The sequence below is a fragment of the Variovorax sp. 160MFSha2.1 genome, from assembly GCF_048305075.1.
GTDB classification, from domain to species: Bacteria; Pseudomonadota; Gammaproteobacteria; order Burkholderiales; family Burkholderiaceae_C; genus Variovorax; species Variovorax guangxiensis.
Window position 1 is genome coordinate 3,964,350 of record NZ_CP157624.1, and the last position, 22,291, is coordinate 3,986,640.

Here is a 22,291-nt window from a genome sequence, read left to right on the forward strand (position 1 = left end):
CTTCTGTCGGCCTTCGGCCCTGTTCAGATGTCGAGCACCAGACGCTCGCCCTTGCAGCGAGAGACGCAGATCATCATGGTCTTGTTGGACGCACGTTCGATCTTGGTGAGGATGCCGTCGTGGTGGTCGATATCGCCTTCGAGCACCGCCGTCTCGCAGGCGCCGCACACGCCTTCCTTGCAGCTGTGGTCGGGGTTGAGCCCGGCGTCGATCAGGCTGTCGAGGATCGACTTGCCCGCCGGCACCTCGACGCTCCTGCCGCTCCTGGCGCACTCCACCACGCAGGCCTGCGAGGCGCCGCCCGATTCCACCTGCACCGCGGCGAAGCGCTCGATGTGCGCGTTGGCATAGCCCAGCTGCTCGCAGCTCTTCTCGAAGGCATCGAGCATCGGCGTGGGCCCGCAGCAGTAGTAGTGGCTGGAGGCGCCCTTGCCCGACAGCAGCTCGACGAGGTTGGGCGGCGCTCCCTTCTCGTCGTCGAAGTGCCAGGTGAGCTCAACCGACTTTTCTTTCGCCAGCGCCTCGATGGCGTCGCAGAAGGCGGCCTCCTTGCGGGTGCGGGCGCAGTAGACGATCTCGACCGGCTTGTCGATGGCCACCAGCCGCTGCAGCATGCACCAGATGGGCGTGACGCCGATGCCGCCGGCCACGAGCACCGAGCGCTCGGCGCCCTCTTCCAGCCTGAAGTTGTTGCGCGGAGCCGAGATGGGCAGCGTCATGCCCACCCGAAGCTGCTGGTGCACGTAGCGCGAGCCGCCGCGGCTCTTGCGGTCGTTGAGCACGCCCACCACGTAGCGCTGGCGGTCGCTCGACGGGTTGCACAGCGAGTAGCTGCGCACCAGCCCGTTGGGCAGGTGCAGGTCGATGTGCGAGCCGGCCTCGAAGGCGGGGAAATCCACCGCGGGCGTGGCCGGCCGGAACTCGACGCTCACGATGCCGTCGGCCTCGTAGCGCATGGTGTGCACCAGGGCGTTGAGCGTTGGGGAAGACATGGCGAAGCTCTCTCCCCTGTCAGGCCGTAGCGGTCTCGCTCGCCTGGGCGAGTTGCGCGACCGCCAGATTGCGCATGTGTCGGCGCAGGCGAACGATGCCCAGGTCGTGCTGGTACAGGTTCTCGTGCTGGTTGGCGTCGGCTTCCATCTCTTCGAGCATCACGCGGTCCTGCTCCAGCACGTGCCAGTGGCGCGCCTCCAGGCGATTGCGGTACAGGAAGCGCCAGGTGTCGCGCTGCCAGCCCGGCTGCAGCTTGCGCACGCGCCAGAAGAAGGTGGCCGTCATGCCCTTCACGATGGGCGAGAAGGCGCCGATGATGATGAAGTTGCCGCCAGGGCCGCCGGTCTTTGGGTACGGAATTTCGAGCCGCATCCAGTGGATGCCGGTGTCGGCCCACTCGGTCCAGTCGAAGTTGACGTTGCGCTGGCCTTCCTTCTCGAAGACGAAGCCGATGTCGGTCTGGCGGATGCCGAACTTCGCGCTCGAATCGCCCTCGGCCATCGAGTGCGACTGCTTGTGCAGGTAGGTGCCGTGCATCGGGTCCATCACGTTGTCGAGCACGTAGCGGTAGTCGCCCTTCCACTCGGTGTAGCAGAGGAAGCTGCTGTATTCGGCCTCGTCGGTGAGCTGCTCGGGCAGCACCAGCGGCGGCGGCACGTCCACCGGCTCTTTCGAGTTGTAGATGAACACCGCGCCCGCGCGCTCCTGCACGTGGAAATGCATCGTGGCCTTGGAGCCCTCGAGCTTGCAGCCGGGGCTGCCGGGCACGCGGGTGACGACGCCGTCGTGGCGCACTTCCACGCCGTGGTAGGGGCACGAGAGTCGGTCGCCCAGCACCACGCCCTGCGACAGCGGCGCGCCGCGGTGCGGGCAGCGGTCTTCCAGCGCGTGCAGCACGCCTTCGCCGTCGCGCCACAGCGCGAGCTTGCGGCCGAGGCGGCGCAGGGAGACGGGGTTCTCCTTGATGAAGTGCGAGGGGCAGATCGGATACCAGAGGTCCTTCAGGCCGATCTCGAGCAGATGGTCGACCGGGTCCGCTGCAGCGTTGCCGGCGGGTTGGATGGCGATGGTCATGATGTTCCTTTTCCCTCTCAGGCGGCCAGCGCCGCCAGTTCCTTGCGATACAGCTCTTCGGTCCATTGCTGGCCGCCCGGCGTGGCCAGGCCGCTGTCGTTCAGGCGCTGCACCAGCCCCGGCAGGTCGTGGATGCCGTCGGCGAAGGCGCGCTCGATCACGTCGCCCAGCAGGTCTTCGTAGGTGGTCGCGGGGCGACGGCGCGCCTGGTGCGGTTGCAGGTAGCGGTCTTGGGTTTGCATCGTGTGCCTCCGTGGGGCGAGGTGAAATGAAGAATCAGGCTGCTGCAGCAGCGGCGGCCATGGCCGGGGTCGCGAGCGGCGCGGCCCAGGCGTCGTAGCCGTAGACCCAGTCGGCGTTGCCGCCTTCGCGCAGCCAGTTGTTGCCGCGCGAGCCGAGCTGCACCTGGCTGGCGCGCTCGATGCGGGCGGTCTCGAAGCCCTTGAGCGCGGCAGGCACATCGGCCATCGCCACGCCGTCGAGGTGGCGCGACAGCACCACGGCGTCCTCGATGGCCATGCCCGCGCCCTGCGCCATGAAGGGCAGCATCGGATGCGCGGCATCGCCCAGCAGCGCCATGCGGCCCTGCGTCCAGGCGGGCATCGGGTCGCGCTCGTACAGCGCGGTCTTCAGCACCGTGTCGCAGGCGTCGAGCAGCGCGCGCGCCTCGGGGTGGTAGGCCACGTACTGCTCGCGCAACTCGTCGACGCTGCCCGGCGCGGTCCACGACTCCAGGTGCCAGCTGTCCTGCGGCGTGGTGGCGAAGATGAAGATGTCCCTGCCCCGGTTCAGCGGGAAAGTGACGATCTGGCTCTGCGGATTCGGCCCCCACCACTTGGTGAAGGCGCCGAGGTTGGGCACGCCGGCCACGCGCTCGGCGGGCACCACTGCGCGGTAGGCCACGATGCCGGTGAAGCGCGGGCTCTCGGCGCCGAACATCGCGGTACGCACGCAGGAGTGGATGCCGTCGGCGCCGATCAGCGCACCGACGCGGGCCTCGGTGCCGTCCGCGAACGAGAGGCTGATGCCCTTTTCATCGGCAGCGATCTTCCCGGCGCGCTTGCCGAGCGCTACCTGCTCCGGCGGGAACATGTCGGCCAGCGCAGCCAGCAGGTCGGCGCGGTGGATGGTGAGCTGCGGTGCACCGTAGCGCTGCTCGGCGGTCTCGGCCATCTCCAGGCGCGAGGTTTCCTCGCCGGTGTCGTAGGTGCGGCTGATGCGGTGCGACGGGCGCGCCGCCGTCACGCGGGCCGCCTCGCCCACGCCGAGGCCGTCGAGCGCGCGCACCGCATTGGGCGTGAGATTGATGTCCGCGCCGACGCGGGCGAACTGCTTCGCCTGCTCGAACACGACCACGTCGTGGCCCGCGCGCCGCAGCGCGATGGCCGCCACGAGGCCGCCGATGCCCGCGCCGACGATGCCGATGGTGGATTCGCTTGTGGTGATGGTCTTCATGGGTGTCTCCCCGGGTCCTTCTTCCGCTTACTCGGCAACGATGTTGCGGGCCTTGATGATCCTGGCCCACACCGCCGTCTCGTCGCGGATGTAGGCGGCGAACTCGGCCGGCTTCATGGCCGCGTCGGTCATGCCCTGCAGCTTCAGGCGCTCGCGCACGTCGGGCTTCGAGAGCATTTCGGCCGCGTCCTTGGCGAGCTGCTCGACCACGGCCGGCGGCGTGCCCTTGGGCGCCATCAGGCCGTACCACGAGGTCACGGTCACGCCCTGGATGCCCTGCTCCGCCAGCGTCGGAATCTCCGGCGCCGCCGCGCTGCGCTTGGCCTCGGTCACGCCGATGGCCACCAGCTTGCCGTTCTTCAGGAAGGGCAGCGTCGCCGGCAGGTTGCTGAACATCAGTGGCACGGTGCCGCCGAGCACGTCGTTGAGCGCGGGCGCCGTGCCCTTGTAGGGCACGTGCAGCATGTCGATGCCGGCCTGCTGCTTGAAGAGCTCGCCCGCCAGGTGCAGGCCGCTGCCCACGCCGGGCGAGGCATACGAGAGCGTGCCGGGCTTGGCCTTGGCCTGCGCCACCAGTTGCTTCGCGTCCTTGATGCCCGATGCCGGAGATGCCACCAGCACGTTGGGCGCCTTCGCGAGCATGGTGACCGGCACGAAGTCCTTCGCCATGTCGAAGGGGAAGTTGGGCATCAGCGTCGGGTTGATGGTGACGTTGCCCGCCGGGATCACCAGCAGCGTGTGGCCGTCGCCCTTGGCACGCTTGACCTTGTCCATGCCGATGTTGCCGGCCGCGCCCACCTGGTTATCGACCACCGCAGCCTGGCCGTAGCGCTTGGCCAGGCCCTCGGAGAGCACGCGGGCCAGCGTGTCGACCGGGCCGCCCGGCGGGAACGGCGAGATGATGGTGAAGCGCTCGCTGGAGAGCTGCTTCTGCGCCTCGCTCTGCTGCGCGTGCACGGGGGCTGCGAGCGTGAAGGCCGCAAGCGCGGCGAACAGGACGGACAAGGAAAAACGTCGTTGCATGAGAGTCGGGGAGTTCATTTCTTTTCGGTCAGGAAGGCGCCCTTGGGGCCTTCCGCGTTCTTCTGGCGGCGGGTGTTGCCGTCGAGGCCGCCGTCCACCGCCCATTCGGCGAAGACCGTCGGGCCCGGCTCGAACTCGCGCGGCTGCCAGTCGGCGGTGAGCTGGTCTTCGTCGGCGTAGTACTCGATGAGGCCACCCGCCGGGTTCTTGAAGTACCAGAAGTACGCGGACGACACCGGGTGGCGGCCCGGGCCGAGTTGCGTTTCCCAGCCGCAACGCGAGAAGTGCAGGCCGCCGCCGAACACTTCGTGGATGTCGCGCACGGTGAAGGCCACGTGGTTCAGCCCGCGCTTGCCCGAGGGAATCTGCAGCAGGAACAGGTCGTGGTGGCCGCCCTCCGCCGCGCAGCGCATGAAGGCGCCGCGGTTGGGGTAGCTGTCGGAGCCCACGAAGCCGAAGCGCTGCGCGTAGAAGGCGCTGGTGGCCTTCACGTCGCTCACGAAGAACACGACGTGGCCCACCTCGATGGGCACCGCGCGCTCGTAGATGGGCGCCGGCTGGTTGATGCGCAGCTTCGCGTTCCAGGTGTTCATGGCGCCGCAGTCGACCTGCACCGCATGCTTGCGGCTGACCTGCAGGCGCACCGCAAGGCCGTTGGGGTCGATGCAGCCGATGCGGCGCGCGCCGTCCACAGTGGCGTCGAAGAAGCCCGGGTCCTGCGCGATGGCGTCGGCGTAGCGGGCGAGGTCGGCCTCGCCTTCCACGCCCCACACCACTTCGCGCAGCGTCGGGCCCTCTTCCATCGCGGGTGGCAGGCCCGGCTTGTCCAGCGCGGCGACCACCACCTTGCAGCCGTTGAGGCACTCGAAGACGAGTTCGTCGGCGGCCTCCGACTTCAGGGAAAGGCCCCAGTCCTGGAAGAACCGGCGGCACGCGGGCAGGTCGTCTGCGCCGTAGGTGATCTGGTCGATGCCAAGTACGCTCATTTCAATCTTTCTGTCATGCCGACCGGCACACGCGCGGCGCCGAACAGCTCGTTCCAGGAATACCGCGGAACCGGCTTTGCCGGGCCGCAGGTATTGCCCCCTGCAAGGGGGTGGGCGAAGCGACACGAAGCGCGCGAAGCCTGGGGGTTTTCATGGTGCTGCCCAAGGCAGGGGTTGTTCGTTGGTGCCCCAGTACATGCTCTTCTGCTCCATGTACTGGAAGATGCCCTCGCGGCCCTTCTCGCGGCCCAGGCCGCTGTCGCGCCAGCCGCCGAAGGGCGTGGACACCGAGAACTGCTTGTAGGTGTTGACCCAGACCGTGCCGGCCTGCACCGCACGGCCCAGCTTCCAGGCGCGCTTGAAGTCGCGGCTCCACACGCCGGCCGCCAGCGCGTAGACGCTGTCGTTGGCCTGCGCGATCAGCTCTTCCTCGCTGTCGAAGGGCATGGCGACCAGCACCGGGCCGAAGATTTCCTCCTGGCTGATGCGGGCGCTGTTCGTCAGGCCTTCGAGGATGGTCGGCTGGTAGAAGTAGCCCCGGTCATAGCCGTCGCCGTGCGGGCGTACTCCGCCCGTGCGAATCCTGCCGCCTTCGGAAACGCCCAGCTCCACGTAGCGCTCGATGCCCTCGCGATGCTTCGCGGTGATGAGCGGCCCCATCTGCGTGCGCTCCGAAGCCGGATCGCCCACGCGCAGCGCGTTGGCGCCTTCGGCCAGCCGCGTGAGGAACTCGTCGTAGATGCCGCGCGCCACGAACAGGCGCGAACCCGCGATACACGACTCGCCCGACGAACTGAAGATGCCGTAGAGCACGCCGTTCACCGCGTGGTCGAGGTCCGCGTCGTCCAGCACCATGGTCGGCGACTTGCCGCCGAGCTCCAGCGACACCGGCATCATCTTGTCGGCCGCGATGTGGGCGATGTGCTTGCCGGTGGTGGTGCCGCCGGTGAACGACACGCGCTTGACCAGCGGATGCTTGGTGATCGCGTCCCCGATCACCGAGCCCCTGCCCGGCAGCACGCTGACGATGCCCTTGGGCACGCCGGCCTTCTCGCAGATGCGCGCCAGCTCCAGCGCCATCAGCGGCGTGACTTCGGCGGGCTTCACGACCACCGCGTTGCCGGCGGCCAGCGCGGGCGCCAGCTTCTGCGCCTCGCTGGCGATGGGCGAGTTCCACGGCGTGATGGCCGCGACCACGCCCATGGGCTCGTGCACGCTCATGGTCACGAAGGCGCCGCGCGAGGGCGTGATGGTTTCTTCGAGCGTTTCCAGCGCGGCTGCGAAGAACTGGAAGGTGCCGGCGGCGCTGGCCACGAGGTTGCGGGTCTCGTTGATGGGCTTGCCGTTGTCCAGGCGCTGCTTCTGCGCGAGCGATTCGGCCTCTTCGCGGATCAGCTGCGCCACACGGTGCAGCACGGCCGCGCGCTCGTGCGGCAGGCGCTGCGCCCAGCCGCTGGTGCGGAAGGCGCGGTCGGCGCCGGCAATGGCTTCCTCGACGTCGGCCAGGCTCGCGGCCCGCAGGCGCGCGATGGGCTCGCCGGTGGCCGGGTAGAGGCTTTCGTAGATGTCGCCGCCGCCCAGGCGCCATTCGCCGGCGATGCAGATCGGAAGGAGTTCGGAAGAGATCATGGAATGTCGGGCTCAGATGGCCAGCGCGGCCACGCGATTGCGCAGCGCGCGCACGGCGCTGTAGACGGTGAGCGCGGAGGTCTTGGGGTTGGCCGCGAGCGGCTTGTTGCGCATGGTCAGCTCGAAGCTGCCGAAGGCGCCCTCGGCTTCGACGGTGTGCACGTTCTCGGCGGTGGCGGGGTCGGCAATGAGCCGCACCATGGTGCGGTCGAGCCCCAGCCCCGCGAGCGAGACCGTGGCGGCCACATTGGCGTTCTTCGGATAAAGCAAGGCCGCTTCGCGCGCGCTGCCTTCGAAGATCACGGTTTCGCGTGCCAGCGCGCCGAGGTCGCGGCCCTGCTCTGCCGGCGTGCCCTTCCACGCCTGCGGCGGCTTGCGGCCGGTGTAGCGCACGCTGTCGAGGCCGCCGATGCGGGCGGCAGCCAGTGCGTCGATGGCGCCGATGGCGCCGGCAATCAGCTGCACCTGCGTCTTGCCTGCAGCGGCTGCGGCTTCGAGCCTCTCGGCGAAGCCCGTGGCCGACAGCGCGCCGACCGAGGCGACCACGCAGGGCGTACCGCGTGCGAGCGCGGGCAGCACGTGCTGCTCGATGGCGGCATGGCCCGCGGTCTCGACCACGAGGTCGATGCCGGCGGCAGGCAAGGCGCTGCCCACCTGCGCGTCGGGCGCCGCCTTCCGCGCGGCGGCAATCGCGTCGGCGGGCACGACGACGGCCACCACCTTCAGGGCCGGATCGCCGTGGAGCAGTTCGAGCACCGAGGTGCCGATGGCTCCGCAGCCGACGAGTGCGATACGCGTGGGAGTGGTCATGGAACGGGCTTCGCTCACTTGCCGGCCGTGCCGAGCGCCGGGATCTGCGTGACCGTGTTGGTCGGCGGGCCGGCGAAGGTGGTCTTGAAGCTGCCGATCGAGAGCATGTCGATCTCCAGCAGGAACGGACCTTCGGCCGCCAGCGCCTCGCCGAGGCGGGCGGGCAGCTCGGCCAGGTCCCGCACGCGGGCATGCGGCAGCGCGATCGACTTGCACAGCAGGTCGTAGTCGGGCGTGTGCAGCTCGGCATAGCACTGGCGGCCGCCGTACTGCGCGTCCTGGATGTTCTTGATGACGCCGTAGCTCTTGTCGTTCATGAGCACGATCACCATGGGCGCCTTCTCCTGCACCATGCAGGCCAGCTCGCCCAGGTTCAGGATGAAGCCGCCGTCGCCGGCCAGGCAGAAGGTCTTGCGGCCCGAGCCCGTCACCGCCGCGCCGATGGCCGCGCCGATGGCCATCGGCATGCCCTGGCCGATGCCGCCGCCCGTGGCGTGCACGCCGGCGCTCGGTTCGAAGACGCGCAGTTCGCGGTTGCCCCAGGTGCTGTTGGAGACGGTCACGTCGCGCACCCAGTTGAAGTTGCGCCCGGCCGCCGACTGGAGCTGGCGCACGAGCTCGGCGTACGGGCCGAGGCCGTCGCGCAGCGCCGCAACCGCCTGGTCGTGGGCGGCGCGCAGGTCGACCAACAGTTGCGGGTCGGCCTTGTACCTGGCGGCTTCGAGGCGATCTGCCAGGCCTTCGAGGGCCAGCGCGGAATCGCCGCAGACGAAGGCTTCGGACGCGTAGCAGCGGCCTTCGGCGGCGGCGTCGGCGTCGATGCGGTACAGCGGGCGCGGCAGCTTCAGTTCGTACTTGAGCGTCTCGTTGCCGCGCAGGCGCGAGCCGACCACGAGCATCGCGTCGCAGGTCTGGTACAGGGCCTCGACCGGCTTCTGGATGTTGTAGGCGCCGAGCGAACCGGCATCGTCCTCGGGCACCGTGCCGCGGCCCTGCGTCGTGGTGACGACACCGAAGCCGAGTTTCTGCAGGCGCTGGATGGCGGCGCGGGCATGGCGGGCACCGCCGCCGACCCACAGCATCGGGCGCCTGGCGGCGGCGAGGCGCGCGGCCAGCGCGTCGAGCGCGGCGGCGGATGGCACGGGGCGCTCGATGGGCAGCGGCGACAGGTCGGCCGGCATCGTGGTCAGCGCCGACTGGATGTCGATCGGGATCTCGACGCTGACAGGGCCCGTCGGTGCCGTCAGCGCAAGCTGCACGGCGCGCTTGAGCGTGCCGAGCACCGTTTCGACGCTGCGCACGCGCAGCGCGGCCTTCGACACGGCCTTGAGCATGGTGAGCTGGTCGGGTGCCTCGTGGATGTACGACATGCCCTTGTCGAGGTACGGCGTCTCGATCTGCCCGGTGATGTGCAGCACGGGCGCGCCGGCCGTCAGGGCCTCGACCATGCTGCCCGCGATGTTGCCCGCGGCGGGCCCGGTGCTGGTGATGCACACGCCCAGGCTGGCGGTGGAGCGTGCGTAGGCGTCGGCCATGTTGCCCGCGCCGGCCTCGCCCCGCGCCGAGATGAAACGCACCGTGCCGCGCTGCGCGAAGGCATCGAGGATCGGCATGTTGTGGATCGAGATCACGCCGAAGGCCGCCTTGACGCCGCACTGTTCGAGAAAGGCGGCGACGACGGCGCCGACGGTGACGGTGTTGCTGGGGTTATGCATGGCGTGACAGGCCTCCGGAGATGTCGATGTGGCTGCCCGTCGTGTACGACGCGAGGGGCGAAGCGAGGAAAAGGATCGCGCGGGCGGCTTCTGTCGGAAGCCCCAGGCGACCCAGCGGAATGTGTTTGTTCTTCGCGATCTGGCCGCTCCATGCGGCCCAGTCGAGCGACTTGTCTTCGCGCGCCTCGAAGCGGCGGCGCCACTGGCCCGATTCGACGAGGCCGATCAGGATGCCATTGACGCGCACGCCCTGCGGCGCGAACTCGGTGGCCATGGAACGCACCAGGTTCAAGAGGCCGGCGCGCGCGGCCGAGGTGGCGACCATGTGCGGCTCGGGCTGGCGCGCCAGCAGCGAGTTGGCGCAGACGATGGAGGCATCGCCCAGCACCGCGCGCTGCGCCGCGAGCTGCGGCAGGAAGGCGCGCGTCGGGTTGATGACAGAGAAGAATTTCAGGTTCAGCTCTTCGGTCCAGGCCTTGTCGTCGGTGTCCGCGAAGGTCGAGACCCGGCCCTGCCCCGCGTTGTTGACCAGCATCGAGGCCGGGCCGAGCGCGGCTTCGCTGGCGGCAGCGAAGGAGCGCACCGAGGCGGCGTCGAGCACGTCGCAGGTCTGCGCGAAGAGCTTCGCGCCGGGGTACTGCCCGCGCAGGCCGGCCACGGCGCCATCGAGCCGCTCGGCATTGCGGCCGCACAGGGCCACCGAGGCGCCGCAGCCCAGCAGCAGTTGGACAGTGGCCAGGCCGATGCCCGACGAGCCGCCCGTGACCACGGCCACGCGGCCGGCCAGCGCATCGGCGGCGAAGAAAGAGGAAGGAAGAGCTTGGGCGGTCATGGTCCCGGAATCAGGCTGAGCGAAGCGGCACCACGTTGGCGGTGCGCGCGGGCGAGTAGTTGAGCAGGCCGGAGATCTCGTCGGCGGTGCCGCGCACGCGCTGCACCATCTCGTCGATGCGGCTCTCCTCGATGTGGCTGGCGGTGACGGTGGCGCCCAGCGCCGCCACGATGTGGCCGCTGTGGTCGCGCACCGGCGCGGCGATGCTGGAGATGTTCGATTCGAAGAAGCCCTCGCCCAGCACGTAGCCGCGCTGGCGGTCGGCCTGCACCATGTCGAAGAGCTCGGTCACGGTCTTCGGGGTGCTCGGCGAGAAGGTCTCGAGCTTGTCTTCGGGGTAGAGGGCGCGCAGTTGCGGCAGCGTGAGGTCTTCCAGCAGGATGCGGCCGAGCACCGTGGCATGGGCCGGCAGCCGCGTGCCCACGGTGACCGAGCTGGCGAAGGGCGTGGGCGGCGCCACCTTGGCCACGTAGACGATGGAGCGGCCGTCGCGCACCACCAGGTTGCAGGGCGTGCGCAGTTCGTCGCACAGGCGGTTCAGCAGCGGCGTGCCGAGCTGGGTGAGTTCCAGCGAGGCCAGGTATTCGAAGCCCAGGCGCAGCACGGCCAGGCCCAGGCGGTAGTCGCGCCCACCCTCGGTGCGCTCGAGGAAGCCCATGTTCTCCAGCGTGGTGAGCAGGCGGAAGACGGTCGAGCGCGGCAGGTCGAAGCGGCGCGCCAGTTCGGGCGCCGAGAGCGTGCGGCTTTCGCGGCTGAACTCGCACAGCACGCGCAATCCGCGCTCCAGCGCGGGCACGTTGTAGCGGTCGGCGCCCTCTTCCATCGCCTCGTTGCCGTCGTTGTTGTTGCTGGCCATGCCTGTGGTTCCTTCCTCGGATGTCTCTGTGGTGGTTGCGGTCAGCCGGCGAGGGATTCGCTCAGCAGCTTCGCGACGGCCTGCGGTTGCTCCACATAGCCGGCGTGGCCCGCATCGTCCACCAATTCGAGCCGCACTCCGCACTTGCGCGCCACTTCTTCGCATGCCGACGGCGGCGTGACCACGTCGAGCGCGCCGCAGGCCACGCGCACCGGCATGGGCGGCGGCAGGTCGGCCAGCAGGTCGGCGTTGCACAGCAGCTCGACGGCCTGGCGGTAGCCGTGGTCGTTCAGGCGGGCCATGTTCCAGCGCACCCACTGGCGGGCGTGCTCGGAGGCCTTGTCGGAAACCAGCCGGGCCGAACGCTTCGCGGCCATGCCGGCGATGCCGAGTTCGTCGAGCGTGGCGAGGCGCTCGGTGCGGACCTTGGCCCGCGCCTCCGAGCGCGAGGCAGCGCCGTAGCCGATGGCGGGGCTCACCAGCACCAGCCGGTGGATGCGCGCATCGGAGCGCGCGGCCGAAGCGGCGGTGATCGCGCCCAGCGAATGGCCGACCAGCACGCAAGATTCGATGCCGAGCGCGTCGAGCAGTTGGCCCAGCCGGGCCGCGTAGTCGGCGGCGGACGGCGCGGCGGCTTCGAGCGGTGTCGAGCTGCCATAGCCTGGTGCATCCCACGCGATCACGCGGGCCTGTGGAGTGAGCAGCGCGGCAGTGTCGATCCACGATGCGGCGCCCGAACCGATACCGTGCAGGCACACGATGGCCGGCCCCTGGCCACATTCGCGCACCGACACCACGGCGCCGCCGCCGACCGCGACTTCGCGGGCCGGGAAGCTGGCGTCGAGCCGTGCGAGCTCGGAGGCCGGCAGCGTCGTCAGTGCGTCGGTGGAGACGTTCATGGCTGTGCGTCCGCTCAGCGCTTGATCTTGGCCAGGGGGTGGTCGGCGGGATAGGTCGGCGTGACGGGCTTCTTCGCACCCAGCATCACGCACATCAGCGCGTCCTCGTCGCCGATGTTGATCTCCTCGCGGTACACACCGGGCGGCACCGAGATCAGGTCGCGGTCGGTCATGATGGTCTCGAAGCGCTCGCCGTCCTTCTCGATCACCACCTTGAGCTTGCCGCGGATCAGGAAGAACACTTCCTCCACGTCGGTATGCAGGTGCGGCGGGCCTTCGTGGCCGGCGGGGATCACCATGGTCGAAAAGGTGAAATGCTCGGCGGGGACGGTGTTGACGTCCTTCGCGACGCCGGTGCCGCCGGTGCCCACGTAGCGCATCTGGGCGCGGCGGAACTTGGGATCGAAGTCGGCCTGGAACTTCAGCGCGTCCCAGTCGTACTTGCGGGTTTCGTAGCGCGCGATGCGGGTGTTCATCCACTCCGCGAGGCTGCTGCCCTCGGGCTGCGCCAGGCTGCTGGCGGCGGTTTCGTTGATCTTCTGCTGTTCGGACAGGTCGCTCATCGGGTGTACTCCTTGGTCGGAAAAATTCAGTGCATCGCGAAGCCGCCATTGACGGCCAGCAGCTGGCCCGTCACGAAGCGCGCGAGCCCGGAAAGAAGAAAGACGGTGGCGCCGCACACGTCGGCGGCCTGCTGCTCGCGCGGGATGGCGCGGCCTTCGAGGTACTTCTGGTGGCGCGCCATCGGCACGTATTCGGTGGCCTCGACCAGCGTGAGGCCCGGCGCCACGGCGTTGACGGTGATGTTGTCGCCGCCCCATTCGCGCGCCAGCGAGCGCGTCATGGAAATGACGGCGCCCTTGCTCGACGCGTAGGCCAGCAGGTTGGGCGCGCCCCACAGCGCGGTGTCGGAGGCGAGGTTGACGATCGAGCCGCGTCCGCTCCCGGCCAGCGCCTGGCGGCAGGCACGGCCCATGAGCCAGCTGCCGCGCACGTTGACGTTCATCACGCGGTCCCACACGTCGATCTCGAGCTGGTGCGCGTCGCGGCCGCCCGAGTTGGTGATGGCGGCGTTGTTGACCAGGCCGTCGAGGCCGCCGAGCAGGCGGATGGCTTCGTCGGCGCAGGCTACGATGGAGCCGGGGTTGGCCAGGTCGACGGGCAGCGCATGCGCGTTGCGGCCGGCTTCGCGCAGCGCCTTCGCCTCGGTCTCGGCCAGCTCGCCGAGGATGTCGGCCAGCAGCACGCTGGCACCCGCGGCGGCGATGCACTGCGCGAAGGCGAGCCCCAGGCCGCGCGCGCCGCCGGTCACGAGCACGCGGCGGCCGGCCAGCAGGTTGGCAGGCAGCTCGGCGAGCAGCGCCTGCAGGCTCGATGGGTCGGCGATGGCTTTGAGTTCGGTCATGGAAATGAGGTCCGTGGATCGGTCGCGGGGGTCAGTCGGCTTGGATGCCGAGTTCCTTGATCACCTTGCCGAAGCGCGCGTAGTCGGCGGCGTTGGTCTTGCCGAGCACGTCGGCGTCGCCGCCCACGGGCGTGGTGCCGAGCACGGCCATGCGAGAGACGATCTCGGGCATCTTCAGGATCTCGTTGAAGTGGCCGTTGAGCGTCTTCACGATCTCGGGCGGCAGGTTGCGCGGACCCCAGAGGCCGTTCCAGGCCGTCACCTCGACGTCCTTGTAGCCCTGCTCGGCCAGCGTGGGCACGTTGGGCGCGAGCGGCGAGCGCTGGGCCGAGGCCACGGCCAGCGGGCGCAGCTTGCCGTTGGCGATGTACGGCGCCACCGGCCCCAGCGTGATGAAGGTGACGGGCACGTGGCCGCCCAGCACGTCGTTGATGGCGGGCGCCACGCCCTTGTAGGGCACGTGCGCGAGCGTGGTGCCGGATGCGCGGGCGAACATCTCGCCCAGGATGTGCATCGGCGAGCCGCTGCCCGGGCTCGCGTAGCTCAGCGTCTTGCCGCCCTTGGCCGCGGCCACGGCGTCCTTCACCGTGGAGAGGCCGCTGTTGCCGCCGGCCACGAGGAACAGCGGCTGGCTGCCCGTCTGCACGATGGGCGTGAAGCCGTTGAGCACGTCATAGCCCGAGCCGTTGGTCTTGAGCACCAGCTGCGCGATCGAGAAGGTGCTGGGTGCGAGCAGCAGCGTGTAGCCGTCGGGCGTGGCCTTCGACACGTAGGCGCTGCCGATGATGCCGCTGGCGCCGGGGCGGTTGTCGACCACCACGGGCTGGCCGACGCGCGTCGACAGCTTCTCGGCGAACAGCCGCGCCAGCGCGTCGGTGTCGCCACCGGCCGGATAGGCGACGACCAGCGTGATCGGCTTGACGGGGTAGCTGTCGGCTGCCCAGGCGAGTCCGGAGGCGCAAGCGGCGGCCATGGAAATGGCGGCGGCGACGGCAAGGCGGCGTGTCTGTTTCATCGTGTCCGTTCGGCTCGGTTTTGTTTCACTAAAGAAACAACGATTTATTAATGGAACGCCACGAAGAATATCGAAGAAGACAACTTCATGACTAAGGGAAAACCCCAATCCTTGTGTCACAACGAAAACAGGGCGGCCTTTCGGGCCGCCCTGTCCTGGCGTCGAGGAGAAGGAGCGAAGCGTCAGCCGCCGTAGCGCGCCACGGTGAGGCCCTCCATGTCGATGCCGGGCGCCCTGCCCCCAATCAGGTCGGCCATCACGCGGCCTGTGCCCGCGGCCATGGTCCAGCCGAGGGTGCCGTGGCCGGTGCTCAGCATCAGGTTGGGAATGCGGGTGGAGCCGATCACGGGCGTGCCGTCGGGCGTCATGGGGCGCAGGCCGGTCCAGAAGGAAGCGTCGCGCACGTTGCCGCCCTTGGGGAACAGGTCTGTCACCACGTGCTCGAGCGTGTCGCGCCGGCGCTCGTTGAGCCGCAGGTCGAAGCCCGAGAGCTGCGCGGTGCCGCCCACGCGGATGCGATCGCCCAGGCGCGTGACCGCCACCTTGAAGGTCTCGTCCATCACCGTCGATTCGGGCGCGCCGCTGGCGTCGGTGATCGGCACCGTGATCGAGAAGCCCTTGACCGGATACACCGGCAGCCGGATGCCCAGCGGCCTGACCAGCTCGGGCGAATAGCTGCCGAGCGCGACCACGTAGCGATCGGCCGTGAAGCTGCCGGCATCGGTGCGCACCGCAGTGATGCCCTTGACCGCGTCGTACTCGAGAGCCTGGATGTTGACGCCGAACCTGAACTTCACGCCCTCGGCCTCGGCCAGCTTCGCCAGCGCCTGCGTGAACTTGAAGCAGTCGCCGGTCTCGTCGCCCGGCAGCCGCAAACCGCCGACGAACTTGCCCTTCACCGCCGCGAGCGCGGGCTCGTACTGCACGCAGCCTTCACGGTCGAGCAGTTGGTAGGGCACGCCCGAGGCCTGGAGCACTTCGACGTCCTTCGAGGTGCCGTCGAGCTGCTGCTGCGTGCGAAAGAGCTGAAGCGTGCCCTGCATGCGCTCGTCGTAGGCGATGCCGGTGTCGGCGCGCAGCTCCTTGAGGCAATCGCGGCTGTATTCGGCGAGCCGCACCATGCGGCTCTTGTTGATCTCGTAGCGCGCCTGCGTGCAATTGCGCAGCATCGCAAGGCCCCAGCGCCACATCGCCGGATCGAGCATCGGCTTGATGACCAGCGGGCTGTGCTGCATCAGCATCCACTTGACGGCCTTTACCGGCACCCCGGGTCCGGCCCAGGGCGCCGAGTAGCCGGGCGAAACCTCGCCCGCGTTGGCGAAGCTGGTTTCGAGCGCGGGCGCCGGCTGACGCTCCAGCACCGTCACCTCGTGACCGGCACGCGCCAGGTAATACGCGATCGAGGTGCCGATGACACCGCTGCCGAGAATCAGGACCCGCATGAGAACAACCCTTTTGAAGCTGCCGTGACGCAGCCGAGGGTACAGGGCCGGACGTTACAAGCCCAGCGCGTCCTGCAATTGCCGTGCCGTCCAGCGCTTCGGCTGTTGCGGCCAGGCCTCGAGCAGCGAAACCATGCGCGAATTGCGCGGCGCGCTCAGGCCGTGCTCCTGCGCGAGGCGCACCACCTCGCCGCTGAGCGCGTCAATCTCGGTGCGGCGGCCTAGCGCAAGGTCGTCGGCCATGCTCGAGCGCGCCTTGGCATCGATGCGCAGCATGCGCGCCGCCACGATGCGGAAGATCCAGTCGGGCAGCCGCAGCAGGCTCGCCAGCCGGTGCGCCGGCACCGCCGCGACCTGCGCCGGCGCGATCCCCGCGACGTTGAGGATGCCCAGCGCCTCCTCGATCAACGAAGCGAAGCAGCGGCGGTAGCCGCGCTGCATGAGCTCCTCGCGCAGCGGCAGGCCCGAAAGCGCGTTGACGGGGTTGTTGAGATTGAGCATGAGCTTGCCCCACTGCACGGGCAAAAGGTCGGCATGCAGGTCGAGCGGCACGCCCGCGCGCTCGAATACGGGAAGCCATGGGCGAAGCACCGCGTCGTCTTCCGCGGCCAGGCGGCCGCCGGTGCCGCGGTGGAAGGCGCCGGGGCCGATCTCGGCCACGTTGTAGGGAACCATGCCGGCGCGCACGTTGAGCGAAGGGCCGGTCTGCGCGGCGGCCGCGCAGTTGGAGATGCCGTTCTGCAGCGAGATCACCGCAGTGCCTGCCGGCAGCGAGAAGGCCAGTTCGCCCGCGGCCTCGGCCGTGGCGCCGCTCTTCACGCACAGCAGCACCAGCGCGGGCCGTGCGCCGGCGGGCACCTGCCCGCTCAGGCGCAGCCTGTCGGCAGGCAGCCTGTGCGTCGCGCCGTCGATGTCGGTGAGCGTCAGGCCATGTTTGGCGAGCTTCTCGAGCACGCGCGGACGGCCGACGAAGGTGACGGGCACGCCCGCCGCCGCCAGGCTTCCGCCGATGAAGCACCCGATGGTGCCCGCCCCCATCACAAGCACTTCACCGGGGATCGCTTCTGGCATGGGTGGCGTGCTCGTTCCGGTGGCGCTGCCGGCCGTCAGGCGCGTTCGGAGACCCAGGCCTGCACCGACTGCAGCGCGGCCGGAAGGCCTGCCGCGTTGGTGCCGCCGGCCATGGCCATGTCGGCCTTGCCGCCGCCCTTGCCGCCGACCTGCTGGGCCACGAAGTTGACCAGCTCGCCGGCCTTGACCTTGGCCGTGCTGTCGGCCGTGACGCCGGCCGCGATCTGCACCTTCTCGCCGTCGACGGCGGCAAGCACGATGGCTGCCGTCTTGAGCTTGTCCTTGAGCTTGTCCATGGTCTCGCGCAGCGTCTTGGCGTCGGCGCCTTCGAGCTTGGCGGCCAGCACCTTGATGCCCTTGACGTCCACAGCCTGCAACACGAGTTCGTCGCCCTGCGACGAAGCGAGCTTGCCCTTGAGCGCGCCCACTTCACGTTCGAGCGCCCTCACCTGCTCCAGCACCTGCGAGAGCCGGCCCTGCAGCTCGGCGGCCGGCGACTTGAGCGTGGCGGCCACACTCTGCACGGTCGATTCGAGATCCTGCAGGTAGGAGAGCGCATTCGCGCCGGTGACGGCCTCGATGCGGCGCACGCCGGCGGCCACGCCGCCTTCGCTGACGATCTTGAACAGGCCGATGTCGCCCGTGCGGCCCACGTGGGTGCCGCCGCACAGCTCGCGGCTGGTGCCGATGTCGAGCACGCGCACGGTCTCGCCGTATTTCTCGCCGAACAGCATCATCGCGCCGGTCTTCTGGGCCGACTCCATGTCCATCACGCGGGCATGCGTCTCGGTGTTGGCGAGGATCTCGGCGTTCACGCGCTTCTCGATCTCCAGGATCTGCTCGTGCGTGACGGGCGCGTTGTGCGCGAAGTCGAAGCGCGTCTTGTCGGCATCGACCAGCGAGCCCTTCTGCTGCACGTGGCCGCCCAGCACTTCGCGCAGTGCCTTGTGCATCAGGTGGGTGACCGAGTGGTTGCGCATGGTGGCGGCGCGGCGCGCGGTGTCGACCGCGGCCTTGACCGTGTCGCCGACCTTCAGCGTGCCCTGGGTCTGGGTGCCGTGGTGGCCGAACACGTCGGCCTTGATCTTCTGCGTGTCTTCCACGCCGAACTGCACGCCTTCGGCCACGAGCACGCCCTGGTCGCCGACCTGGCCGCCGCTTTCCGAATAGAACGGGGTTGTGTCGAGCACGACGATGCCCGGCTGGCCTTCCTTGAGCTCAGCGACGGCGGAGCCCTCGAAGTACAGAGCGACGACCTTGGCGCTTTCTTCCAGCTTCTCGTAGCCGGTGAAGACGTTGCCCGCGCCGGCGTAATCGATGTTGCGGTCCATCTTGAACTTGCCGGCAGCACGGCCCGCGGCCTTCTGCTTTTCCATGGCGGCGTTGAAGCCGGCCTCGTCGACGCTCACGCCGCGTTCGCGGCACACGTCGGCCGAGAGGTCGAGCGGGAAGCCGTAGGTGTCGTGCAGCTTGAAGGCCACGTCGCCTGGCAGCACCTTGGCGTCGCCAGCCAGCGCCGCGTCGAGGATTTCCATGCCGTTGGCCAGCGTCTCGAAAAAGCGCTCTTCCTCGGCCTTCAGCGTGTCGGTGATGCGCTTCTCGTCGGCGACCAGCTTGGGGTAGGCCTCGCCCATGAGCCGCACCAGTTCGGGCACCAGCTTGTGGAAGAAGGGCTTCTTCTGGCCGAGCTTGTAGCCGTGGCGGATGGCGCGGCGGATGATGCGGCGCTGCACGTAGCCGCGGCCTTCGTTCGACGGGATCACGCCGTCGGCCACCAAGAACGAGGTGGCGCGGATGTGGTCGGCGATCACCTTGAGCGAGTTGTTCGACAGGTCCTGCGTGCCGGTGGCCTGCGCGGCGGCCTTGATGAGCGCGTCGAAGATGTCGATCTCGTAGTTGCTGTGCACGTGCTGCAGGATCGCGGCCAGGCGCTCCAGGCCCATGCCGGTGTCGACGCAGGGAGCGGGCAGCTTGACCACGCTGCCGTCGGGCTGCATGTCGAACTGCATGAACACGTGGTTCCAGATCTCGATGAAGCGGTCGCCGTCCTCCTCGGGGCTGCCCGGGGGGCCGCCGGGGATGTGCGGGCCGTGGTCGTAGAAGATCTCGGAGCACGGGCCGCAGGGGCCAGTGTCGGCCATCATCCAGAAGTTGTCGGACTTGTACTTGCCGCCCTTGTTGTCGCCGATGCGGATCACGCGCTCGGGCGGCAGGCCGATTTCCTTGGTCCAGATGTCGTAGGCCTCGTCGTCCTCGTGGTAGACGGTGGCCAGCAGCTTGTCGGCCGGCAGCTTGTAGACCTGCGTGAGCAGCTCCCAGCCCCAGGTGAGCGACTCGCGCTTGAAGTAGTCGCCGAAGCTCCAGTTGCCCAGCATCTCGAAGAAGGTGTGGTGGCGGGCGGTGTAGCCCACGTTCTCGAGGTCGTTGTGCTTGCCGCCGGCGCGCAGGCAGGCCTGGACGGAGGCCGCACGGTTGTAGGGGCGCTTGTCGGTGCCGAGGAACACGTCCTTGAACTGCACCATGCCCGAATTGGTGAACATCAGCGTCGGGTCGTTGCCCGGCACGAGGGGGCTCGACGGCACCGCCGTATGGCCCTTGGAAGCGAAGAAATCGATAAAGGTCTTGCGGATGTCCGCGACCGTGAATGTGGGCTGGCTCATCTTTGGATTCGTCTTCTGCCGTCGAGGGCGGCGCGGCGATGGCGACCCTCATGTCGAACCCACTGCGGCGAACCGGCCTAACTGCTTGATTTGCTTGAACAAACGATTATAGGTTTGGCCATGCGGCCCGCGCCGGCCAAGGGCTGCCGGACGACACCACGATCCGTGCTCCACGGCTAATATGTGTCCTGGCGCAAAAAAAGAGAACCAACGAGGGTCTGCGCCATCCGTACTTGTACGGACAAAAAAGATCAAGGAGTTCGCATGGCAAGCCAAGATGCCGAAAGGCACTGGACGATCGAAGACCTGGATTTCTCGCGCATCGCGCTCGACAAGGTACGCCCGGACGAGAACCTCTTCTACCTGGTGACCTCCGCCTCCTTCATCGAGAGCGGCTCCGACCTGTACACGCATAACCTGGTGGACTTCTTCAAGGGCGACCAGGAAGTCACCGACTGGCTCTCCCAGCACTGGGAACTCGAGGAACTGCAGCACGGCAAGGCCCTGCGCGCCTACGTGCGCCACGTGTGGCCGGAGTTCGACTGGGACACCGCCTACGGCAACTTCCTGGAGGAGTACGCGACCTACTGCAAGGTCGAACTGCTCGCCCCCACCCGAGGCCTCGAGATGACCGCCCGCTGCGTGGTCGAGACCGGCACCGCCACCTACTACCGCGCCATGGCCCGCTGCACCGACGAGCCCGTGCTGCAGGATCTGGCGACCCGCATCGCGACCGACGAGGTCAATCACTACAAGCACTTCTACCGCTACTACCGGCGCTACCGCGAGCAGGAGAAGCTGGGCCGCCTGCGCGTGATGGGCACCATCGGCCGGCGCACACTCGAACTCAAGAGCGAGGACGCCGACTGCGCGATTCGCCACGTGGTCAGGACACGTTCGCCCGAACGCGCCGACGACATCGCCTACGTGCAGCGCCTGAGCGCCGACATGAACAGCACCATCCGCACCCACCTGAGCCCGGGCACCACGCTCAAGATGCTGATGCGGCCGCTGGAGCTGCCGGCGAAGGTGCAGACGGTGATCCAGTACCCGATCAGGCAGTTCATGGAACATGTGTTCCTGCGCTGACCGGCGCGCAAGGCGTTCACGCATAGCGACAAACCGGAACCCGGATTCCATTTCGCACAACAGGTGCTTGGCTAATATTTCCGGTCACCCCTTTCTATCCTGATAGAGACAAGACCCGAGACCTTCGGACAAGCGCGGCTGCATGCGCCGCTGGCAAGTCGGCTCGCGGCCTTGTTGCATGCGCGTCCGATGTTCGATCACTCAGCCAACCGCGAGCAGCTCTACACCATCCGGCTGGACGGCACCAGCCTGACCATCCGGGACCTGATGGAGGTGCGCTTCACGTTCCTGCGGTTGCTCGAGCAGCGCATCGGCCCCTCCTCGCGCCTGGTGAAGTGCTACCGGGCATGGCTGAACCAGCTCGAATCCGGCATCGACTCGATGAGCGAATCGCAGATCGCCAACGCCCGCCTCTGGCGCGAGGCGTGGGAGCACGCGAGCGAGATCGCGACCCCGCTGCTCAGCCAGCCGCAGACCACAACCTTCCGGTTCGAGCTTTTCTGAAGGGGGAAACGACAAGACGCCGCAAAAAAAACCCAGCGCGAAGGCTGGGTTGAACCTCTTGGTGCTGTCACGCACAGAGAACTCGCACTTCAAAGCGAGCCCACAAAATCTAGGGCTTCATGCGCCGCCGCCTTGTCGGACAGGACCGACACTTCGAAGCGACGAAGCCGATCGCAGGGCCCTCAAAGGCCCGGTAGCAGCGCAAATCTGCCAAATAGTTCACGTTTTAATAAGTGTCCTACGGCGACTACCTGTTTCCGGCTGACACGCGCTTAGAGGGCGAGCGCCGACGATACCGACGCTGTCACGCAACAGGGCCGCATAAAAGAAGAGCTCTCTGTCAGTGCTTAGAGCGTGCCCACAAGGGCAACTCGAACCCGCTTCGGCGGGTATTTTTTTGGCCACACCGCAATGCGGCCCCGACACGGGCCGAGGCTGTCGCCCCCTTCTGACTCAGCTGGCCGAGGTCAGCCCCGGCTTGCGGCTTCCGTCCAGCGAATACAGCTGGGGCCGCTCGTCCGCGGAGCCGGCTTCCGCCGCCAGCCCTGCTCCGTGCGCCGCGCCCTGCGGCTGGCGATAGAGCTCGTTCTCAAGACGCCTGACGCGTTCGGCGTACATCCGGGCAAGCGCGCTGTGATGCTCTGCCGCCGCCTGGTGCTCGATGCGCGCCATCTGGGCTTCTTCCAGGAGGGCCGCCGCGCGTCGAAGGTACGCGGTGTGATTCGGGCGAAACAAGAAGTCGAACGTCATTTCACGCTCCTTTCCGCAGGGATGCGGTGAAGCCATGTTCCTCCCCGCGCGTCGCCGAGTCTGTCGGATCGCGCCTACCCTCG

At 68.4% G+C, this 22,291-nt stretch carries 21 protein-coding genes; 2 read left to right on the forward strand and 19 right to left on the reverse strand.

The genetic code is table 11. From position 1 onward, the window contains the following. Window positions 1-23: 23 nt before the first annotated feature. The 18 genes from ABL838_RS18005 to alaS all read right to left on the reverse strand — a co-directional run bounded on the left by ABL838_RS18005 (window position 24) and on the right by alaS (window position 19,865). The gene (locus tag ABL838_RS18005) at window positions 24-992 is read right to left on the reverse strand and encodes a PDR/VanB family oxidoreductase (RefSeq protein ID WP_418121354.1); all 969 of its coding nucleotides are present in this window, start codon (window positions 990-992) and stop codon (window positions 24-26) included. Between the two features lie 19 nt (window positions 993-1,011). Continuing rightward, window positions 1,012-2,067, reverse strand: coding sequence for an aromatic ring-hydroxylating oxygenase subunit alpha (locus ABL838_RS18010; protein ID WP_126022085.1), 1,056 nt, complete (start codon window positions 2,065-2,067; stop codon window positions 1,012-1,014). A 17-nt stretch (window positions 2,068-2,084) separates the two neighbouring features. Continuing rightward, entirely contained in the window at window positions 2,085-2,309 is a 225-nt protein-coding gene (locus ABL838_RS18015; protein ID WP_126022084.1) for a recombinase-like helix-turn-helix domain-containing protein, read from the reverse strand. Between the two features lie 34 nt (window positions 2,310-2,343). After that, the gene (locus tag ABL838_RS18020; protein WP_418121355.1) at window positions 2,344-3,522 is read right to left on the reverse strand and encodes an FAD-dependent monooxygenase; all 1,179 of its coding nucleotides are present in this window, start codon (window positions 3,520-3,522) and stop codon (window positions 2,344-2,346) included. A gap of 27 nt (window positions 3,523-3,549) precedes the next feature. Then, complete coding sequence (locus tag ABL838_RS18025; RefSeq protein ID WP_418125878.1) at window positions 3,550-4,545, reverse strand: Bug family tripartite tricarboxylate transporter substrate binding protein; 996 nt, start codon at window positions 4,543-4,545, stop codon at window positions 3,550-3,552. A 14-nt stretch (window positions 4,546-4,559) separates the two neighbouring features. Next, the gene (locus tag ABL838_RS18030; RefSeq protein ID WP_418121356.1) at window positions 4,560-5,531 is read right to left on the reverse strand and encodes a VOC family protein; all 972 of its coding nucleotides are present in this window, start codon (window positions 5,529-5,531) and stop codon (window positions 4,560-4,562) included. 150 nt (window positions 5,532-5,681) lie between these two features. Beyond that, window positions 5,682-7,160: an aldehyde dehydrogenase gene (locus ABL838_RS18035; protein ID WP_418116753.1), complete on the reverse strand. Its 1,479-nt coding sequence runs from the start codon at window positions 7,158-7,160 to the stop codon at window positions 5,682-5,684. Between the two features lie 12 nt (window positions 7,161-7,172). Beyond that, window positions 7,173-7,970: an aspartate dehydrogenase gene (locus tag ABL838_RS18040; protein WP_418121357.1), complete on the reverse strand. Its 798-nt coding sequence runs from the start codon at window positions 7,968-7,970 to the stop codon at window positions 7,173-7,175. A gap of 14 nt (window positions 7,971-7,984) precedes the next feature. Next, window positions 7,985-9,685: a thiamine pyrophosphate-binding protein gene (locus tag ABL838_RS18045; protein ID WP_184637184.1), complete on the reverse strand. Its 1,701-nt coding sequence runs from the start codon at window positions 9,683-9,685 to the stop codon at window positions 7,985-7,987. Further along, on the reverse strand, window positions 9,678-10,517 hold the full coding sequence (locus ABL838_RS18050; protein ID WP_418121358.1) for an SDR family oxidoreductase: 840 nt from the start codon (window positions 10,515-10,517) through the stop codon (window positions 9,678-9,680). Before ABL838_RS18050 ends, ABL838_RS18045 begins: the two co-directional genes overlap by 8 nt. 10 nt (window positions 10,518-10,527) lie before the next feature. Next, the gene (locus ABL838_RS18055; RefSeq protein WP_126022078.1) at window positions 10,528-11,373 is read right to left on the reverse strand and encodes an IclR family transcriptional regulator; all 846 of its coding nucleotides are present in this window, start codon (window positions 11,371-11,373) and stop codon (window positions 10,528-10,530) included. A gap of 41 nt (window positions 11,374-11,414) precedes the next feature. Beyond that, window positions 11,415-12,272, reverse strand: coding sequence for an alpha/beta fold hydrolase (locus ABL838_RS18060; RefSeq protein ID WP_418121359.1), 858 nt, complete (start codon window positions 12,270-12,272; stop codon window positions 11,415-11,417). Window positions 12,273-12,286: 14 nt separating this feature from the next. Beyond that, window positions 12,287-12,835, reverse strand: coding sequence for a cupin domain-containing protein (locus tag ABL838_RS18065; RefSeq protein ID WP_093200616.1), 549 nt, complete (start codon window positions 12,833-12,835; stop codon window positions 12,287-12,289). 26 nt (window positions 12,836-12,861) lie between these two features. Then, a complete protein-coding gene (locus ABL838_RS18070) occupies window positions 12,862-13,677 on the reverse strand; it encodes an SDR family oxidoreductase (RefSeq protein WP_418121360.1) in 816 nt (271 codons plus the stop codon). Between the two features lie 31 nt (window positions 13,678-13,708). Next, window positions 13,709-14,692: a Bug family tripartite tricarboxylate transporter substrate binding protein gene (locus ABL838_RS18075; RefSeq protein WP_184637175.1), complete on the reverse strand. Its 984-nt coding sequence runs from the start codon at window positions 14,690-14,692 to the stop codon at window positions 13,709-13,711. A 182-nt stretch (window positions 14,693-14,874) separates the two neighbouring features. Then, on the reverse strand, window positions 14,875-16,134 hold the full coding sequence (locus ABL838_RS18080; protein ID WP_418121361.1) for a D-amino acid dehydrogenase: 1,260 nt from the start codon (window positions 16,132-16,134) through the stop codon (window positions 14,875-14,877). 54 nt (window positions 16,135-16,188) lie between these two features. Continuing rightward, window positions 16,189-17,205 (reverse strand): 2-dehydropantoate 2-reductase, encoded by a 1,017-nt coding sequence (locus ABL838_RS18085; protein ID WP_184637171.1) that lies wholly within the window; start codon window positions 17,203-17,205, stop codon window positions 16,189-16,191. Window positions 17,206-17,240: 35 nt separating this feature from the next. Further along, window positions 17,241-19,865, reverse strand: coding sequence for an alanine--tRNA ligase (gene alaS / locus ABL838_RS18090; RefSeq protein WP_418121362.1), 2,625 nt, complete (start codon window positions 19,863-19,865; stop codon window positions 17,241-17,243). Between the two features lie 264 nt (window positions 19,866-20,129). On the opposite strand from alaS, the gene ABL838_RS18095 reads away from it, so the two are divergent. Together ABL838_RS18095 and ABL838_RS18100 are read left to right on the forward strand one after the other, a co-directional pair. Beyond that, window positions 20,130-20,954: a ferritin-like domain-containing protein gene (locus ABL838_RS18095; protein ID WP_418121363.1), complete on the forward strand. Its 825-nt coding sequence runs from the start codon at window positions 20,130-20,132 to the stop codon at window positions 20,952-20,954. A gap of 189 nt (window positions 20,955-21,143) precedes the next feature. Next, complete coding sequence (locus ABL838_RS18100) at window positions 21,144-21,458, forward strand: hypothetical protein (RefSeq protein WP_126022070.1); 315 nt, start codon at window positions 21,144-21,146, stop codon at window positions 21,456-21,458. 453 nt (window positions 21,459-21,911) lie between these two features. Here ABL838_RS18100 and ABL838_RS18105 read toward each other — a convergent pair whose 3' ends face one another. Beyond that, a complete protein-coding gene (locus tag ABL838_RS18105) occupies window positions 21,912-22,208 on the reverse strand; it encodes a hypothetical protein (RefSeq protein WP_418121364.1) in 297 nt (98 codons plus the stop codon). Window positions 22,209-22,291 lie beyond the last annotated feature (83 nt).

Coding starts and splice junctions, on each gene's coding strand:
- ABL838_RS18005 (WP_418121354.1), bottom strand. CDS start 992: ATGTCTTCCCCAACGCTCAACGCCCTGGTGCACACCATGCGCTACGAG.
- ABL838_RS18010 (WP_126022085.1), bottom strand. CDS start 2,067: ATGACCATCGCCATCCAACCCGCCGGCAACGCTGCAGCGGACCCGGTC.
- ABL838_RS18015 (WP_126022084.1), bottom strand. CDS start 2,309: ATGCAAACCCAAGACCGCTACCTGCAACCGCACCAGGCGCGCCGTCGC.
- ABL838_RS18020 (WP_418121355.1), bottom strand. CDS start 3,522: ATGAAGACCATCACCACAAGCGAATCCACCATCGGCATCGTCGGCGCG.
- ABL838_RS18025 (WP_418125878.1), bottom strand. CDS start 4,545: ATGCAACGACGTTTTTCCTTGTCCGTCCTGTTCGCCGCGCTTGCGGCC.
- ABL838_RS18030 (WP_418121356.1), bottom strand. CDS start 5,531: ATGAGCGTACTTGGCATCGACCAGATCACCTACGGCGCAGACGACCTG.
- ABL838_RS18035 (WP_418116753.1), bottom strand. CDS start 7,160: ATGATCTCTTCCGAACTCCTTCCGATCTGCATCGCCGGCGAATGGCGC.
- ABL838_RS18040 (WP_418121357.1), bottom strand. CDS start 7,970: ATGACCACTCCCACGCGTATCGCACTCGTCGGCTGCGGAGCCATCGGC.
- ABL838_RS18045 (WP_184637184.1), bottom strand. CDS start 9,685: ATGCATAACCCCAGCAACACCGTCACCGTCGGCGCCGTCGTCGCCGCC.
- ABL838_RS18050 (WP_418121358.1), bottom strand. CDS start 10,517: ATGACCGCCCAAGCTCTTCCTTCCTCTTTCTTCGCCGCCGATGCGCTG.
- ABL838_RS18055 (WP_126022078.1), bottom strand. CDS start 11,373: ATGGCCAGCAACAACAACGACGGCAACGAGGCGATGGAAGAGGGCGCC.
- ABL838_RS18060 (WP_418121359.1), bottom strand. CDS start 12,272: ATGAACGTCTCCACCGACGCACTGACGACGCTGCCGGCCTCCGAGCTC.
- ABL838_RS18065 (WP_093200616.1), bottom strand. CDS start 12,835: ATGAGCGACCTGTCCGAACAGCAGAAGATCAACGAAACCGCCGCCAGC.
- ABL838_RS18070 (WP_418121360.1), bottom strand. CDS start 13,677: ATGACCGAACTCAAAGCCATCGCCGACCCATCGAGCCTGCAGGCGCTG.
- ABL838_RS18075 (WP_184637175.1), bottom strand. CDS start 14,692: ATGAAACAGACACGCCGCCTTGCCGTCGCCGCCGCCATTTCCATGGCC.
- ABL838_RS18080 (WP_418121361.1), bottom strand. CDS start 16,134: ATGCGGGTCCTGATTCTCGGCAGCGGTGTCATCGGCACCTCGATCGCG.
- ABL838_RS18085 (WP_184637171.1), bottom strand. CDS start 17,205: ATGCCAGAAGCGATCCCCGGTGAAGTGCTTGTGATGGGGGCGGGCACC.
- alaS (WP_418121362.1), bottom strand. CDS start 19,865: ATGAGCCAGCCCACATTCACGGTCGCGGACATCCGCAAGACCTTTATC.
- ABL838_RS18095 (WP_418121363.1), top strand. CDS start 20,130: ATGGCAAGCCAAGATGCCGAAAGGCACTGGACGATCGAAGACCTGGAT.
- ABL838_RS18100 (WP_126022070.1), top strand. CDS start 21,144: ATGTTCGATCACTCAGCCAACCGCGAGCAGCTCTACACCATCCGGCTG.
- ABL838_RS18105 (WP_418121364.1), bottom strand. CDS start 22,208: ATGACGTTCGACTTCTTGTTTCGCCCGAATCACACCGCGTACCTTCGA.